Source organism: Lactococcus nasutitermitis (assembly GCF_018403765.1).
Classification (GTDB): domain Bacteria; phylum Bacillota; class Bacilli; order Lactobacillales; family Streptococcaceae; genus Lactococcus; species Lactococcus nasutitermitis.
This window is the reverse complement of the sequence record NZ_BOVQ01000003.1, coordinates 252,479-268,700: the sequence shown is the minus strand read 5'-3', so window position 1 is coordinate 268,700 and position 16,222 is coordinate 252,479. Positions and strand designations below refer to the sequence as shown.

At 40.1% G+C, this 16,222-nt stretch carries 14 protein-coding genes; 10 read left to right on the top strand and 4 right to left on the bottom strand.

From position 1 onward, the window contains the following. The first annotated feature begins 122 nt into the window (after positions 1-122). The 4 genes from thiI (at position 123) to KJS36_RS03965 (ending at position 6,083) form a co-directional block, all read left to right on the top strand. Entirely contained in the window at positions 123-1,340 is a 1,218-nt protein-coding gene (gene thiI, locus KJS36_RS03980) for a tRNA uracil 4-sulfurtransferase ThiI (RefSeq protein ID WP_213534567.1), read from the top strand. A gap of 163 nt (positions 1,341-1,503) precedes the next feature. Beyond that, entirely contained in the window at positions 1,504-2,007 is a 504-nt protein-coding gene (locus KJS36_RS03975; RefSeq protein WP_213534564.1) for a MarR family winged helix-turn-helix transcriptional regulator, read from the top strand. Positions 2,008-2,051: 44 nt separating this feature from the next. Beyond that, positions 2,052-3,461: an MFS transporter gene (locus KJS36_RS03970; protein WP_213534562.1), complete on the top strand. Its 1,410-nt coding sequence runs from the start codon at positions 2,052-2,054 to the stop codon at positions 3,459-3,461. Between the two features lie 225 nt (positions 3,462-3,686). Beyond that, positions 3,687-6,083, top strand: coding sequence for a carbon starvation CstA family protein (locus tag KJS36_RS03965; RefSeq protein WP_213534560.1), 2,397 nt, complete (start codon positions 3,687-3,689; stop codon positions 6,081-6,083). A 94-nt stretch (positions 6,084-6,177) separates the two neighbouring features. Here KJS36_RS03965 and KJS36_RS03960 read toward each other — a convergent pair whose 3' ends face one another. The 3 genes from KJS36_RS03960 to tyrS form a co-directional block, all read right to left on the bottom strand. Then, positions 6,178-8,217, bottom strand: coding sequence for a cation:proton antiporter (locus KJS36_RS03960; RefSeq protein WP_213534557.1), 2,040 nt, complete (start codon positions 8,215-8,217; stop codon positions 6,178-6,180). Positions 8,218-8,310: 93 nt separating this feature from the next. Continuing rightward, positions 8,311-8,754, bottom strand: coding sequence for a hypothetical protein (locus KJS36_RS03955; RefSeq protein WP_213534555.1), 444 nt, complete (start codon positions 8,752-8,754; stop codon positions 8,311-8,313). A 119-nt stretch (positions 8,755-8,873) separates the two neighbouring features. Further along, positions 8,874-10,133 (bottom strand): tyrosine--tRNA ligase, encoded by a 1,260-nt coding sequence (tyrS, locus tag KJS36_RS03950; RefSeq protein ID WP_213534553.1) that lies wholly within the window; start codon positions 10,131-10,133, stop codon positions 8,874-8,876. 123 nt (positions 10,134-10,256) lie between these two features. On the opposite strand from tyrS, the gene KJS36_RS03945 reads away from it, so the two are divergent. Continuing rightward, entirely contained in the window at positions 10,257-12,716 is a 2,460-nt protein-coding gene (locus tag KJS36_RS03945; protein WP_213534551.1) for a transglycosylase domain-containing protein, read from the top strand. Positions 12,717-12,767: 51 nt separating this feature from the next. Here the strand turns inward: KJS36_RS03945 and pepA are convergent, their stop codons facing one another. After that, on the bottom strand, positions 12,768-13,835 hold the full coding sequence (gene pepA / locus KJS36_RS03940; RefSeq protein ID WP_213534549.1) for a glutamyl aminopeptidase: 1,068 nt from the start codon (positions 13,833-13,835) through the stop codon (positions 12,768-12,770). A 71-nt stretch (positions 13,836-13,906) separates the two neighbouring features. Here pepA and KJS36_RS03935 point away from each other — a divergent pair, with 71 nt between their 5' ends. From KJS36_RS03935 to groES, 5 genes are all read left to right on the top strand, one after another. Further along, positions 13,907-14,227 (top strand): hypothetical protein, encoded by a 321-nt coding sequence (locus KJS36_RS03935; RefSeq protein ID WP_213534547.1) that lies wholly within the window; start codon positions 13,907-13,909, stop codon positions 14,225-14,227. Positions 14,228-14,242: 15 nt separating this feature from the next. Then, positions 14,243-14,560, top strand: a complete 318-nt coding sequence (locus KJS36_RS03930) for a thioredoxin family protein (protein WP_213534545.1) — start codon at positions 14,243-14,245, stop codon at positions 14,558-14,560. A gap of 55 nt (positions 14,561-14,615) precedes the next feature. Beyond that, positions 14,616-15,251, top strand: coding sequence for a YtpR family tRNA-binding protein (gene ytpR, locus KJS36_RS03925; RefSeq protein WP_213534543.1), 636 nt, complete (start codon positions 14,616-14,618; stop codon positions 15,249-15,251). 91 nt (positions 15,252-15,342) lie between these two features. Then, positions 15,343-15,732, top strand: coding sequence for a single-stranded DNA-binding protein (locus KJS36_RS03920; protein WP_213534540.1), 390 nt, complete (start codon positions 15,343-15,345; stop codon positions 15,730-15,732). 183 nt (positions 15,733-15,915) lie between these two features. Then, on the top strand, positions 15,916-16,200 hold the full coding sequence (gene groES, locus KJS36_RS03915; protein ID WP_213534539.1) for a co-chaperone GroES: 285 nt from the start codon (positions 15,916-15,918) through the stop codon (positions 16,198-16,200). Positions 16,201-16,222 lie beyond the last annotated feature (22 nt).

The following is a 16,222-nucleotide window of genomic DNA, read 5'->3' as shown; positions in this document are numbered from 1 at the left end:
GCAAGCTTTGCTTGCTTACGAATATGCTAGTATGTTTTGACAGAACTGTCAAAAATAAATAGAGTGAAAAATAAGTTTTGACCATCTTGTCAAAAATATTTATAAGAAAAAAGAGGAAAATAATGGTTGTTTATGATGAAATAATGGTGCGCTACGGCGAACTTTCTACAAAGGGAAAAAATCGTGGTTTTTTCATCAATCGTTTGGCGAAAAATATCCAAGAAGTGCTGGTTGATTTGCCAGAATTGAAACTGACAGCGGTGCGCGATAGGGCGCATATTGTGCTTAATGGTGCGGATTATGCAGAGGTTTCCAGACGTTTGCAGAAGGTGTTTGGTATTCAGAATTTTTCGCCGTCTATCAAGGTGGAAAAAACGATGCCTGCTTTAAAAGAGGCGGTCGTGAAGTTGTTTTCCGAAATTTATCATGAGGGAATGACTTTTAAAATCGCGACAAAACGTGCGGACCACAGTTTTGAATTGGACTCAACGGAGCTTAATCTGGCGCTGGGAGATACGATTTTTGATAACTTTGAGTTTGCTTCAGTGCAAATGAAAAGACCTGATATTACCTTGCGTGTGGAGGTTCGAGTGGATGCGATTTACCTTTCCTATGAAACGCTCAAAGGTGCGGGTGGAATGCCGGTCGGCACGGCTGGACGTGGACATTTGATGCTCTCTGGCGGGATTGATTCGCCTGTGGCAGGTTATCTGGCGCTGAAACGTGGTGTGGAGATTGAGACGGTTCACTTTGCAAGTCCACCATTTACCAGCCCGGGTGCGCTGAAAAAGGCGAAAGATTTGGCTGCAAAATTGACTGCATTTGGTGGGGCAATTCAATTTATCGAAGTGCCATTTACGGAAATTCAAGAGGAAATCAAGGAAAAAGTACCGGAAGCTTACTTGATGACCTTGACACGCCGTTTCATGATGCGTGTGGTTGACCGCATTCGTGAAAATCGTCATGGGAAAGTCATCATCAACGGTGAAAGTCTTGGACAGGTGGCAAGTCAGACGCTTGGCTCAATGTCAGTTATCAATGAAGTGACAAATACGCCCGTCATTCGTCCTGTTGTCACGATGGACAAGATTGAAATCATTGAGATTGCAGAGAAGATTGATACATTTAATTTGTCAATTTTGCCATTTGAAGATTGCTGTACAGTGTTTGCGCCAGCTGCTCCGAAAACAAATCCAAAACTTGAAAATGTCCTCCAGTATGAAAAACGTTTTGACGTTGAAGGGCTAGTAGAGCGTGCAGTAAATGGGATTATGCTCACTAAAATTTCTGGTGAAAATTGGGCAGAAGAAGAAGTCGATGAATTTTCAGATTTTCTTTGATAGAAAAATCATCTGAAAATAGATAAAAAACCGATAAAAATATTTTTGACAGTTCTGTCAAAAATATTTTTCATTCAAAATCACTTTTTTCAACACAAATAATTGACAAAGTTAAAAATTGAGATTATAATGTTGCTTGGCAACAAGTTGAAGGGAGATAAAAATGGATGAAAAGGAACAAAATTTTGAAATATCTGCAGAACTCCATAAAATAAAGGTTCAAGGAGGAAATCTTTCGACTGAGCAGCGCTGGATTATTGAGCGTTTAGAAGGTGAAACACTCAAAAAAGAAGTCGCAAATTTGTCGATTGTAGGATTTCATATTTTGGCGGAACTGATGGCGGGCGATGAGTTGGGAATTGTCCTTGCTGCCCGACTTGATGTGACACGAAGCGCGATTACGCGTGCAGTGCGAACCTTGCTCCAGTATCAGATGGTTGAGACTTATCAAGTCATAAAAAATAAAAAAAAGATTTTTTATCATTTGACAGACAAAGGGCGCGAAGTAGCGTTGGCGCACAATCAAATGCACGATGCGAGGCAGGATTATCGAGATAGAAAACTGTTTGCACACTATGATGATAAGGAAAAATCAATCATTCTTCGGTTTTTGAAAGAAGTGATTCAGACAGAAAAAAGTATGATAGAAGAAATTCACAAAGATTAAACGATTTTTGCATGAACACTATCAAGTTATAGAAAGAAAAAATTATGGGAAATTCAAAACAAATAAAAGCTCTCATTGCAGTTGGTATCAGTATTTTGATGTCAACGCTTGACGGCTCAATCGTTAATATCGCTCTGCCGACAATGGCGCGCGAATTGCACGCATCAACCAGCCAGATTACTTGGGTTGTGACAGTTTATCTGATTGTCATCTCGGCAGTTATTCTGATTTTTGGGAGATTGTCAGACCTTATCGGAAAAACACGGATTTTCAAGATTGGTTTGATTATATTTACAATCGGTTCGTTTTTGGCGGGTCTCAACTTTGGCATGGGATTGGCATTTTTGCTTGTGGCGCGGGTTATTCAAGCGCTTGGTGCGTCGATGATGATGGCAACGAGCTTCGGGATTGTTGCAACGATTTTTCCACCAGAAACGCGTGCGCGTGCTTTGTCGATTAACTCAATGTTTGTCTCTGTCGGTTCTATCGCAGGACCAGCGCTTGGCGGTTTGATTTTGCAAGTGGCAAGTTGGAATTACATTTTCTGGCTCAATGTTCCAGTCGGAATTATCGCCTATCTGCTCGGAAGTCGCGTGTTGCCTACTGAAAAAGGGCAAGGAAATGTGCGCGATGTTGACCTTTTTGGCGGTGCGCAGATGGCAGCAGTCATTACGGTGCTGTTCCTTTCCTTGAATTTTGGCTCAACTTTGGGCTGGACAAGTCCGTGGATATTGGGCGGCGCGATTATTGGTATTCTCTTGCTGATTAGTTTTATTCGCACCGAAAATCACAAAGAAAAACCGATGTTGGATTTGAACATTTTTAAGACGAAACTCTTTTCAATGTCGATTATCACGGCTCTGCTCAACTTTACAGCTGGAATGTTTGTGTCCATCTTAATGCCCTTCTATCTGCAAGATTTCCGTGTGATTTCGCCTGGTTTGGCTGGGATTATCATGATGGCTTATCCTGCGGCAATGCTGATTACCAGCCCGATTGCAGGTGTTTTGTCGGATAAATATGACAAAGAACTCATTACTTTTGTTGGGATTTCTGGGATTATCGTGGCAATGATTTGCTACCTTTTCATTGGCGACGGAACAAGTATTCTCTTTGTCATCATTGCTCTCGCAGTTCACGGTGGCGCAGCTGGCGTTTTCCAATCGCCAAATAATGCGCTGGTCATGTCCACAGTTGAGCGAAAATATCTGGGAATTGCTGGTTCAGTAAACTCTCTCGGGCGAAACATTGCCTTTGCTCTCGGCACATCACTCGCCACGATTTCGCTCTTTCTTGCTATGTCAACGATTGCTGGACAACATATTACGACTTACGTTGCCAATCGTCCACAACTCTTTTTGGACGGCTTGCACATCGCTTTCTTCGTCAGTCTTGTTCTGGTCATTGTGACTTGGATTTTGGGCTTGGTTCGATTGATTGGTAATAAAAAATAAGAAAAATTTAATTTTTACAGCTCTGTCAGCACTTGACAGGGCTTTTTAATTTTTTGACAGAACTGTCAAAAACAAAAAAGCGCGAAAAACGCTGATATAATGCTCATATCAGGTTTTGACAATTCTGTCAAAACCATCTTCATGAGCTAGAACTACGTTTTATTCGTATAAAATGCAAACGCTTACCAAAAAGTAATTTGCTGATTATAAATAAAGGAGGAAGTTATGACAGAAAAAAATCATAACGAAAATTCCGACTTTACTACGGAGGAAGAACTCTTTCTACTACGCAATAAAGACGGAAAAGTTGTTGGAATCAAAGACCTGAGACAAGCAAATTTTCAGGCGACGATGAAAGATTGGAAATCTCATTTGCCGAAAATGAAACCACTCTCTATCATCATTTGGATTGTTATTGCACTGCTTGGTGCGACCGCATGGAGCATCATTGCTGTTTCACGAGGGGAAACTATCAATGCGATTTGGTTTGTGATTGCGGCGGTCTGCTCTTATATCATTGCTTATCGTTTTTATGCCCTTTACATTCAACGCAAAATCATGCAACCTGATGACAGTCGTGCCACACCATCTGAAGTACACAACGACGGTCAGGAATTTGACCCCACTAATCGTGTCGTGCTCTTTGGACACCATTTTGCCTCTATTGCTGGTGCAGGTCCTTTAGTAGGGCCAATCCTCGCTGCGCAAATGGGCTATTTACCTGGCACCGTTTGGATTATTTTCGGTGTTATCTTTGCCGGTGGCGTACAAGATATGCTCGTGCTTTGGTATTCACACCGGCGTGATGCACGCTCTATTGGTGCGATGGCACGCGACGAAGTCGGCAAATTTGCAGGCGGTCTGACGAGTTTTATCGTTTTTATCATGACAATGATTGTCCTTGCTGTCCTAGCACTCATCTGTATCACAGCAATGGCTGGCTCACCTTGGGCAGTTTTCTCGATTGGGATGACCATTCCGATTGCCCTGATAATGGGCATTTACCTCAAATTCATCCGTCCGGGTCGCGTCAATGAAGTCTCGGCAATTGGTTTTGCACTCTTATTAGTTGCTATTTTTGGTGGACGTTGGGTTTCTGAAAATCCAGTTGTTGCTCACATTTTTACACTCTCACAAAGCACTTTGGTCTGGTGGGTAATGGGCTATACCTTTATCGCCGCGATTATTCCAGCTTGGATTCTCTTGACACCGCGTGATTATTTGTCAATGTTCATGAAAATCGGGACAATTTTGATTTTGGCAGTTGCTGTGATTGGTGTACGTCCTGATGTAACGATTCCTGCTTTAACAAACTTTGCTGGCAATACCAACGGCCCAGTCTTTGCAGGCTCTCTTTTCCCATTCTTATTCATCACTATTGCCTGCGGAGCTTTATCAGGTTTCCACGTCATGATGAGTTCTGGTACAACACCACATTTAATCAAAAAAGAATCACAAACTCGTATGATTGGTTACGGTGGGATGCTCTTTGAAAGTTTTGTAGCAATTATGGCTTTAGTTGCAGCAATTTCGCTCAATCCAGGTGTCTATTACTCCATGAACACACCACAAGCTTCCATGCAAAAACTCGTTGGAAAAGCTTATAATTCAACAGCAACAAGTACCACAAATGTCAAAGCAGCAGCGACAGCAGCCGAAGGCAACGCAGCACTCGCTATTCCAAAAATCGCCATGAATCCAAACGGAAAACCAATGACGATTGACTGGGAAGGAACAACTGGTCAAGCAGCATTGCGTCAAGTGGCAAAAGACGTCGGTGAAATTTCTGTCGTTTCTCGTACAGGTGGTGCGCCAACTCTGGCAGTTTCGATGTCAAATATCTTGAAACGTGTGCCAATCATTGGTGGAGCTGGTATGATGGGCTTTTGGTATCACTTTGCTGTTATGTTTGAAGCACTCTTTATCTTGTCGGCAGTTTCTGCAGCAACAAAATCCACACGTTATCTTTTGACAGATGCCTTGTCGAACTCCAAACGTAAAGCAATTCAACGTTTTGGTAATGAAAACTGGTTGCCAGGAAAAATCGTGACAACTGCCGTGATTGTCGGTGTTTGGGGGGCTCTGCTCCTCATGGGCGTTTCTGACCCGAATGGCGGTATTCGGATTATGTATCCATTGTTCGGTATTTCCAATCAGCTGATAGCAGCCGCTGCGCTTGCGATTGTCTGTGTGATGGTGGTGAGAAAAGGTTATCTCAAATGGCTCTGGATTCCTGCCGTTCCGCTCGTTTGGGATGTGCTGGTAACTTTCACAGCTTCTTGGGAAAAGATTTTTTCTAGCAACGTTAATATTGGCTATTTTGCTGCTTATTCAACAGCTCAAAAAGCAGTTAATAGTGGAACTTTAAGTGGTGTTGCATTGACAAATGCTGAAGCAACAGTACGCAATTCTCTGATACAAGGCAGTTTATCAGTAGTCTTTCTTGCCTGTGTCGCTTTATTGCTCGTGCTTTGTATCGTACGTATCGTCAAAGTAGTTCGTACCAATCAAATGGGAAATGAATTTTCATCTGAAACAGCTTATGTTCCGTCAAATCTCTTTGAAACATCAAGTTTCTGGGCAACAAAACTAGAACACAAAGTTCTAAAAAATAAGAAATAATAACTGACAGCTCTGTCAAATCTGATAGAGCTGTTTTTCTATATATAAAAAGTTTTTGACAAAACTGTCAAAAACTTTTTTCAGCTCAAAATGATTATTTTTTACGTTTTTCCAAGAAGTCAAAGAGAAGTGTCCGATGGTCATTTGCCATCGAATAATCCTCCAGCACATTCACATTCTGCCGGAGCAATCGCGCTTCGCGTGCCGTGATTTCACCAGCTGACTCATATTCAAAAATGACTTTGCGTTCCAAATAATAAGCCCGCATCATTTCCCGCAAATTATTTGGCTGCGTCCGATGAAGTAAGCGCGCAATATAATCGCCCTGAGCCACATATTCCGCCGAGCGCAAACGTTCTGCCTGCAAGAAATCAATCAACTGAGCATCATAAACACTCTCCAGATTTTCCAAAGCCTGCAAAATCAACTCAGTATTCTTAAAATACAAATGTGTAATCTCATCACGACGCAAATCCACATTCGCCTGAACCTTTCTCAACGTCAAATCAATATGCAAAATACGAGACACAAGAAGATGCAGCACACGAAAGGCAACAACTGAGACAAACTGAATACTTGACACTACATCATGTACGACCGATTGTTCCAAAGAATGGATGTAACGCTGATAAGTCCGATAAGTTCTCATAGAAATCTCATCATTTTTTCGCGCATTTTCAAGCCCCTCAGCCTCAAGACGAATAATCAATAACTGCAATTCATTAAAATCAACAGAAGTATTGGAACTTTCCTGCTCAATAATTAAACGTTGAATTCGCTCCTGATAATTGTCAATCGCAACATTATAACCCTCACGCGATTTTGCCACTTCCATATCTTTTCTAAGTTCAGCAACAACTTCCGTCAGAATAGAAATTTTCGCCATATTGTTGATGACATCAAGTTTTTTCGCCGCAAAGAAAGGCAAGATAAACATTCCCACAAGAAAACTCAGCGCTGTCACCGAAGCCACAAGGAAAATCAGCAAACTATGTGCCAATCCGGCAGTCCGAGGAATCAACAAAATCGTCGCAATAGAAACAGTTCCCTTAGAACCTGCAAAAGTCAACAGTAAAATGTCATTCCAATACAACTGAAAACTCTGTTTTTTCACAATCGAAGTTATCCAATAATAAAGTAACAACACAATAAAACGAAGTAAAAACAGACCAATCGTGAGCGAAATAACCATGAACAAAAGCCAAGTATCCGAATAATCAGGACTAGTCAGAAGTGGTAAAACAAGCTGGTACAACTCAATTCCCAAGAACAGAAAGACCACAGAATTTAGAATAAACATCAGCATATCCCAAATTGTCTCTTTCACTTTAGTGACTTGTGCATCAAAAAGCGTTGTCCGTTTCAGACCATTTGCCTGCATCACACCAGCCACTACCACCGCAATAATTGTCGAAACATTAAACAAATCAGCAATCAAAAAGGCAGCCAAAGGAATCATCAAATCTAAAATCAAATAACCAGTAATATCTTTTGCATCAACATCTTCCAACAAACGAATCGCCAAAGTTTTCGCCCAGACAAGAAATAAACCAATCGCTGCACCACCAAAAGCTGAAATCACTAAATCAACCGTCGCATGGGGTAAAGAAAATTCACCAGTCATCAACGCCGCAACTGCAATCTGGAAAGCAATGATACCAGAAGCATCATTGAGCAATCCTTCACCTTTTAAAATACTGGTAATCCGCTTAGGAAAACTAAAATTTTCAGAGAGCGCACCGACAGCTACAGCATCCGTTGGCGCTAAACTCGCTCCTAACGCGAAACAAGCGGCCAAAGGAAGTGTCAAATAAAGCGAATGTGCCAGCCAACCCAAACCAAGTGCCGTGATAAAAACAAGAGGTAAAATCAGCACCAGAATAGTTTTTGTATGCTTGAAAATGTGCTTAACATCCGCTTCCTCACTTTCTCGAAACAGAAGTGGAGCAATAATAAAGCCAAGAAAAACTTCCGGCTCAACATTTAAAACCTCCGCAGCGCCCAAAAAACCCAAAAGTAAACCCAGCATAACTTGAATTAAAGGCAGAGCAACTTTTGGGAACACTTTATTGATAACATTAGAAAGTACAAGAGCAAGAAGGAAAATGATGACATAAAAAATGGAATGGAGCATAAATTTCCTTTCTGATAAAAAATAAACGACTGAATTCAAGCAGATAAAAAGCCATGATTAACTTGAAATTTGAACAACATTATAAAAATAAACTTATTTTAATTTCTTAAAAAGCTCACTTTTTTGCTTGATTTTTTGGTTCACTTTTGAACAATCTTTTTGACTCAGTTTTAATTTGCAGCGTTTGAGTTCAAGCTCTGTAAGTTGACGTTTGAGCTTTTCGCGACGTGCATCGTCATAATCGCCATTTTTGATAAAATCAAGTTTTTGTTCAAATAAAACACGCTTATTTTCAAAGATTTCCAGTTGTTCCTTCAAATCATCAAGAGATTTTGAAGAAGAATCATTTTTAGCAATCTCATTCTTTATATAAGCAATTTTACTTGTTAAATGTTCAAGCGCATCCAACAATTTTTTTTCTTTTTCTTCAATGGAAAGCGGCGTGAAAACTTCATTTTCTCCTTTATCTATCGGGTGGTTTTCCAGATAAAGTTCACGCATTTTTTTTAACTGTTCCTTGAAATCTAATTCAGACATTGCGAAATCAACCTCATTTATTTTGAATAAGCCATATTATAACATATTTTTTCCTTAATATAGACGAAAATGTTAATTTTTTTATATAGATTATAAAAAAAGAACTCAAAAGAGTTCTTTTAATAAGTCAATACAAAATTATTTTTCTTTCCACGACGGATAACAGTCAATTTTTCATCAATCTTATCAGCATCGTTCAAGACATAATCAAGTTCAGTGACACGTTCACCATTGATATAAATCGCACCATTTGTGATATCTTCACGTGCTTGACGTTTTGATTTTTCAATGCCAGCACTAATCAACAACTCAACAAGCGCCAAATCATCTGTTGACTTGATTTCATAACGTGGAACAGCTTTTAAACCTGTCAAAATCTCATCTGCTTTAAGTTCCTTCAAATCACCATTTCCAAAAAGAATATCAGAGATTTTTACAGCGTGTGCGTAAGCTTTCTCGCCGTGAACCAATGTAACGACTTCTTTTGCAAGAATTTTTTGTGCAAAACGTTCGTGACGTGCTTCATCAAACTTCACACGAATTTCTTCAATCTCCTCAAGAGAAAGGAAAGTAAAGATTTTCAACATTTTGACCGCATCATCATCATTGGTATTGAGCCAAAATTGATACATTTCATAAGGAGAAGTTTTTTCAGCATCTAGCCAAATCGCATTTCCCTCAGATTTCCCAAATTTTTTACCTGTGCTATCTGTAATCAGCGGCGTTGTGATAACGTGAGCAGATTGATTTGCTTTACGACGAATGAGTTCAACACCAGCCGTCAGATTGCCCCATTGGTCAGACCCACCAAGTTGTAAAGTAACATTGTGCAGTTGATTGAGTTCATAAAAATCATAACCTTGCATGATTTGATAAGCAAACTCAGTATAAGAAATCCCAGTTTCCATCCGTTTTTTCACAGATTCCTTACTCATCATGTAGTTGACCGTAAAATGTTTTCCAACATCACGCAAAAAATCAATAAATGTCAGATTTTCAAACCAGTTATAATTGTTCGTCATTTCTGCTTTATTGTCGCCATTGTCAAAGTCAAGGAGACGTTCAAGCTGCGCACGGATTTTTCCTGTCCATTCTTGTACGGTTTCCTTGGTTTGTAATGAGCGTTCAGCATCCTTAAATGAAGGGTCACCAATCAAACCAGTTGCGCCACCAACGAGTGCATAAGGCTTGTGACCAGCCAGTTGAAGCCGTCTCATTGTCAAAATCAACACAAGATTTCCCAAATGAAGACTATCAGCCGTTGGGTCAAAACCACCATAATAGGAAACAGTTCCCTCCGTCAGCGCCTTGCGGAGCAGCTCTTCGTCAGTTGTCTGGAAAACCAAACCACGTTCTTTTAGTTCGTCAAAAATGTTCATAAAAAAATCCTTTCTATAAGATTTTGCCGTCTTTTTATTCAAAAAACAGCGCTATGTAACATTATATCAAAAAATTTAGTAAAGTGGGCGAAATTTTAAGCTTATTTTGGTATAATAAACCTTATGAAGAAAGACGACGAACAGTTACAAGAAGAAACTCGGGCGCGTTTGGAGCAAAAACTTCGTTCTAAACGTTCGCAGCGTAGAAATTCTTCTTCTAAAAATGCAAAAAATTCTTCAGAAAATGAAGATGATTCAGAAGGAAAAGGTGTTCTTTCCACTGTATTTAGTGTATTTCGTGGTGTAACCGTTATTTTTGCTATTATATTTGTGATAGCTGGTGTTTTTGGTGTTGCCGCTGGAGCAGGTTATTTTGCTCGACTTGTTGAAGTGACAAAAGTACCAAATAAGACGAAATTACTTTCAGAGATTAACAATATTCATGGCGTTTCCATGATGAAATACAGTAATGGACAATCAATTTCAGACATTTCAAGTGATCTTATTCGTGTGAATGTTTCAAGTGCAGCAATTTCACAAAATGTGAAAAATGCACTGATTGCTACGGAAGATGATACTTTTAAAACAAATGACGGTGTTGTTCCCAAAGCCGTTTTTCGAGGTATTTTAGGTTCTGTTGGTGGTGGAATGAGTTCAGGAGGTTCAACTTTAACTCAACAGCTCATCAAACAGCAAGTTCTCGGTGATAGTGTGACCTTTCAACGTAAAGCCAGCGAGATTGTTTATGCGCGTGCATTAAATAAATATCTGAGCAAAGACCAGATTTTGACAGATTATCTCAATGTGTCACCATTTGGTAGAAATAATAAAGGACAAAATATTGCAGGTATTGAATCAGCAGCGCAAGGGATTTTTGGCAAGCAAGCAAGTCAGTTGACCGTGCCAGAAGCGGCATTTATTGCTGGTTTACCTCAAAGTCCGATTGTTTATTCGCCCTATAATGCAGATGGTTCATTAAAGTCAAAAGCAGATATGTCCTATGGTTTAGCGCGTTATCAAGATGTTCTTTTTAATCTCTATCGCGGTGGATATATCAGTAAAAAAGATTATCAAACCTACGAAAACTATGATATTTCTAAAGAATTTTTGCAACCTGCACCAGTAAATTCAACAGCACATGGTTATTTATATAATGTTGTTTATAGTGAAGCTGTGGCGGATGTGTATAATTACCTGATTAAGACCGATAAAGTCTCAGCAACAGCGCTTGGCAATGATAGTACAAAACAACATTATCAAGATTTAGCCGAGCAGGATTTACAAAATAATGGCTATACCATCACAACAACCATCAATCAAGGTGTTTATAATGCCATGCAAGATGCAGTAGCAAATTATGGTGGCGTTTTACAAGACGGGACAGGAGAAGTTCAAACTGGAAATGTCCTCATGGATAATAAAACAGGAGCTGTACTTGGCTTTGTCGGCGGATTGAACTATGCGGAAAATCAAAACAATCATGCTTTCGATACAGAACGCTCACCTGGTTCTTCGATTAAGCCTATTTTGGCTTATGGCCCTGCGATTGATATGGGGATGATGGGAACTGCGACGATGCTGAGCAATTATCCTGCCAGTTATTCTTCTGGCCAACCAATCATGCACGTTGGTAGTACAGGTTCAAATACGATGATGAATTTGGGAGAAGCACTTGATGTTTCTTGGAATATTCCAGCTTACTGGACCTATCAAGATATTTTGAAATCGGGTAAATCTGCTGAACCTTATATGACAAAAATGGACTATCAAATCAAAGATTATTCTGTAGAATCTTTGCCATTAGGTGGCGGTGTTGACCCAACAGTTGTCCAACACACAAATGGTTATCAAACTTTGGCAAATGGTGGTATTTATAATAAATATTATGTTGTTCAAAGTATCAAAGACGATACAGGACACGTGATTTATCAGCATGAAAATAAACCAACGCAAGTCTATTCTGAAGCGACTTCGACTATTATGGAATATTTATTGCATAATGTCATCGTGGGACAACAAACTTCGACTTTTTATGGTGCTCTTTCTCAGCTTAATCCAAGTTTGGCAACGAGTGTAGAATGGTGTGGCAAAACAGGGACGACGGATGCTTACACAGATGGTTGGCTCATGCTTTCAACACCAACTGTTACACTTGGCGATTGGGTTGGTCATGATAATAACAGCGCTATGGCTGCTAATACTGCTTATTCGAGTAACGGTACTTATATGGCGAACTTGGTAAATAGTATCAATGCAGCAGACCCATCTATTTTTGGAGCAGGTCAGAAATTCCCAGACCCAGCAACGGATTCTAATGTGACAAAGAGCAAAGTTTTGGTTTCTACAGGCGAAAAACCGGGCAAGCTGACAAGTGGACCACTCAAAGGAGTGACAGTTGGCGGAGCAACAACGACCAGCTACTGGGCGACAAAATCAGGAGCGCCAACGACACAGTATAACTTTGCAATCGGTGGTTCAACAAGTGATTTAGCAAATGCTTGGAGCAAGATTTTACCAGGTGTGAAGTTACAGACTTCACCATCATCAAGCTCTTCTACTTCAAAATCTTCAAGTAAAAATTAAAAAAATCATCTCGCTTTATAAAGTGAGATGATTTTTTATTGCACATTTATTTTAGTAATTTTTAATGTCAGCGACTTTTTCAGCGTTAAGACTTGTGGCAATCGCACGGATAAAGTTTTGTGCTTGTACGAAATCGTCAAGACTGGAAATTGTTTGGTGACTGTGGATATAACGGGCGCAAACACCAATGGTTGTTGATGGAATGCCTTCATTTGACAGATGAGCAGCACCAGCGTCAGTCCCACCTTTTGCCATGTAGGCTTGCGTTTTGATGTTATTTTCTTTGGCAGTCTCAATGAGAAATTGTTTCATACCGGGCAACATGATGTGGCCGGGGTCGTAGTAGCGCATTGTGACGCCAGCTCCTAGTTTGCCATTATCATCGCCAAAAGTATCGCTTGCTGGTGAGCAATCTACGGCAAAAAATAGGTCAGGATTGAACTTGGTGGTGGAGACTTTTGCACCGCGCAAACCGACTTCTTCTTGGACATTTGCACCAATAATCAATGTGACAGGCAGTTCTTTGTCTTGGAGAAATTCGAGAAGTTCAAGTACCATCAGACAGCCATAACGATTGTCCCAAGCTTTGCTCATGACGTTTTTGCCATTTGCTGTGAGAATGGTTTCTGTTTCAGGGATTATCACGTCACCAATCGCGATGCCGTAATTTTCCGCTTCAGCTTTATCGGTAAATCCTGCATCAAAGATGATGTCGGAAATCGCTGGAATACTTGGAGTTGCACCAGTTCCACGGAGCAGATGTGGTGGTAAGCCACCTGTAACGACAGGGATTTTATTACCTTTCTGAGTGAAAAGTGTGAAACGTTGTGCGCTGACGACAAGCGGATTCCAACCACCGAGCGTGACAACGCGGAAAGTACCGTCAGGCTTGATGCTACTGACCATAAAGCCGACTTCGTCCATGTGTGCAGCAATCATCACACGTGGCGCATTTGGCGTTTTACTTTCTTTGACAACAAAAATGCTGCCAAGTCCATCAAATTCTGGTGTGTAGCCGAGTTTGAGCATTTTTTCTTTTAAATAATTGCGTACAGGTGCTTCAAATCCGCTGCCTGCTTGGAGTTCTGTGATTTCTTTAATTTTGTCAAATAAAGTCATTTTCTTAGTTCCCTCTCATTTTTAGGTAATTCTATTTACTATTATAGCCTATTTTGTGGTAAAATTTCATTATGAACAAATATTTGAAACTTGGTTTGGGGCTGATTGCCACAGCTGGAGCAGCTCATATCGTTTATCATGGCTATCAGGAGATGGCGGATAATTTGCGCAGAGATTTGACGGATGCAGTACGCACGCATTTTTCTGACAAGTCTATCAAAGCTGTCTGGATTTTTGACGACCCTGATGTTGAAGCAATTTTTAAAGGCGGTGTGATTGTTTCTGATGAAAATATTTCTGACAGTTCTGTCAAAAATATTTCCTTTGAAATTGACGCGAAAACTCTGGTTGTGACTGAGTTTGAAGAAAGTTCTATTGACGAGATTTTGTAAAAAAAGGAGATTAAGATGATTATTCCAAAAAATATTGAAGAGTTGGCGAATTTAGTGAGCACTGACGGGAAGCGCGTGTACTTTTTCACAGCAGGTTGGTGTCCAGATTGTTCATTTATCAAGCCAAAAATGCCTGAAATTGAAGCTGAAAATCCTGAATTTGAATTCGTTGAAGTGGACCGTGATGAATACATGGACCTCGCAGTTGAATGGGAGATTATGGGAATTCCAAGTTTTGTCGTGATTGAAAATGGCAAAGAAACAGCGCGTTTGGTTAATAAATTGCGCAAGACAAAAGAAGAAGTGAACGCATTTTTGGCAACAGCAAAATAAGTTTTGACAGTTTTGTCAAAAAAAATTGAACAAAAAATAAAGGAAAAATGAGAAAATGATTGCAAGTTACAACACACACGTGGGCGACGTTTTACTGCTTGTTGTGGCAAATGACGAAGGAAAAAAAGTGACTTTTGAGCGCAAAGAAAATATCGCGCGTGTTTATCAGGAAGACACGGGAGAAACAGTTGGCTGGAACATTTTTGAAGCAAAATCACTCTTAAAAAGTTTGACAGAGTTGTCAAAAAATGGTGAAGTCAAATTGAGTGCTGATGACGTGGAAAAACTCAACACAGCCTTGGAAAAATCAGGTTTTGCTGATAAATTGACTTACGATGCTCAGCCAAAGTTTGTCGTTGCCGAAATCGTTGAAATGGTTGAACACCCAGACAGTGACCATTTGCATATTTGCCAGGTCAATGTTGGTTTGGAAGAAAATGTACAAATCGTTTGCGGTGCGCCAAATGCAAGCCTTGGATTGAAAACAGTTGCGGCATTACCAGGAAGTATGATGCCAGATGGTGCGCTGATTTTCCCAGGCGAATTGCGTGGTGTACCAAGTTTTGGAATGCTTTGCTCCGCACGTGAATTAGAATTACCAAATGCACCTCAAGTCCGCGGAATTATGGAACTTTCAGATGATTTGACAGCAGGACTAGCTTTTGAACCAACCACAATGTGGCACAACTAATAAAAAAATCTTGATTTTATCAAGATTTTTTTGTGACATATCATAAATTTTTCCGTATATAAAAGTAGCAACACTTTTTGGAGGAAAAAATATGAATAAAACAATGCTTATTGGTCGGGTTGTTGCCGCACCTGAAATCGTCAAAACACCAACAGATAAAAGCGTCACACGCACAACAGTAGCTGTCAACCGACGATTTAAAAATCAAAATGGGGAACGCGAAGCCGACTTCATCTCTGTTGTTTTCTGGGGGAAAACCGCAGAAACGTTTGCGACATATGCGCAAAAAGGAATCTTAGTGTCTGTTGAAGGCGAAATTAGAACGCGCAGTTATACTGATAAGCAAGAGCAAAAACGTTACATCACAGAAGTGCTTGGACTCACTTATGACCTGCTCGAAAGCCGTGCAACAATCGCACGTCGTGCCAATCACACAAATTCAGAAGAAATTACACTTGATGCCGAAGAACTCCCTTTTTGACAGAACTGTCAAAAAATTTAAAGCATAAATTCTGTCAAATCAGGCAGAATTTTTTATGAGAAAAAAATAAAAGTTTTTCCTTGACTATTTTTGACCTTCGCGGTAAAATAAGAATTGTAATTTAGCACTCTAATACAAAGAGTGCTAATGAAACTAAAAAATTAACTTACGGAGGATAAATTCATGTTGAAACCCTTAGCTGATCGCGTGGTTTTGCGCATCAAAGAAGAAAAAGAAAAATCAATAGGTGGGATTGTGCTGGCATCTGCAGCTCAAGAAAAACCACAAACTGCAGAAGTTATTGCCGTAGGAGCAGGTAGAACGACCAATCATGGCACAGTCATTGCCCCCACAGTCAAAGTTGGAGACCAAGTCATCTTTGAAAAATTCGGCGGCACAACAGTCAAGATTGATGGCGAAGAAGTGCTCATCGTTAAAGAATCTGACATTCTAGCAATCGTAGAATAATATAGGAATAGAAGGAAAAATA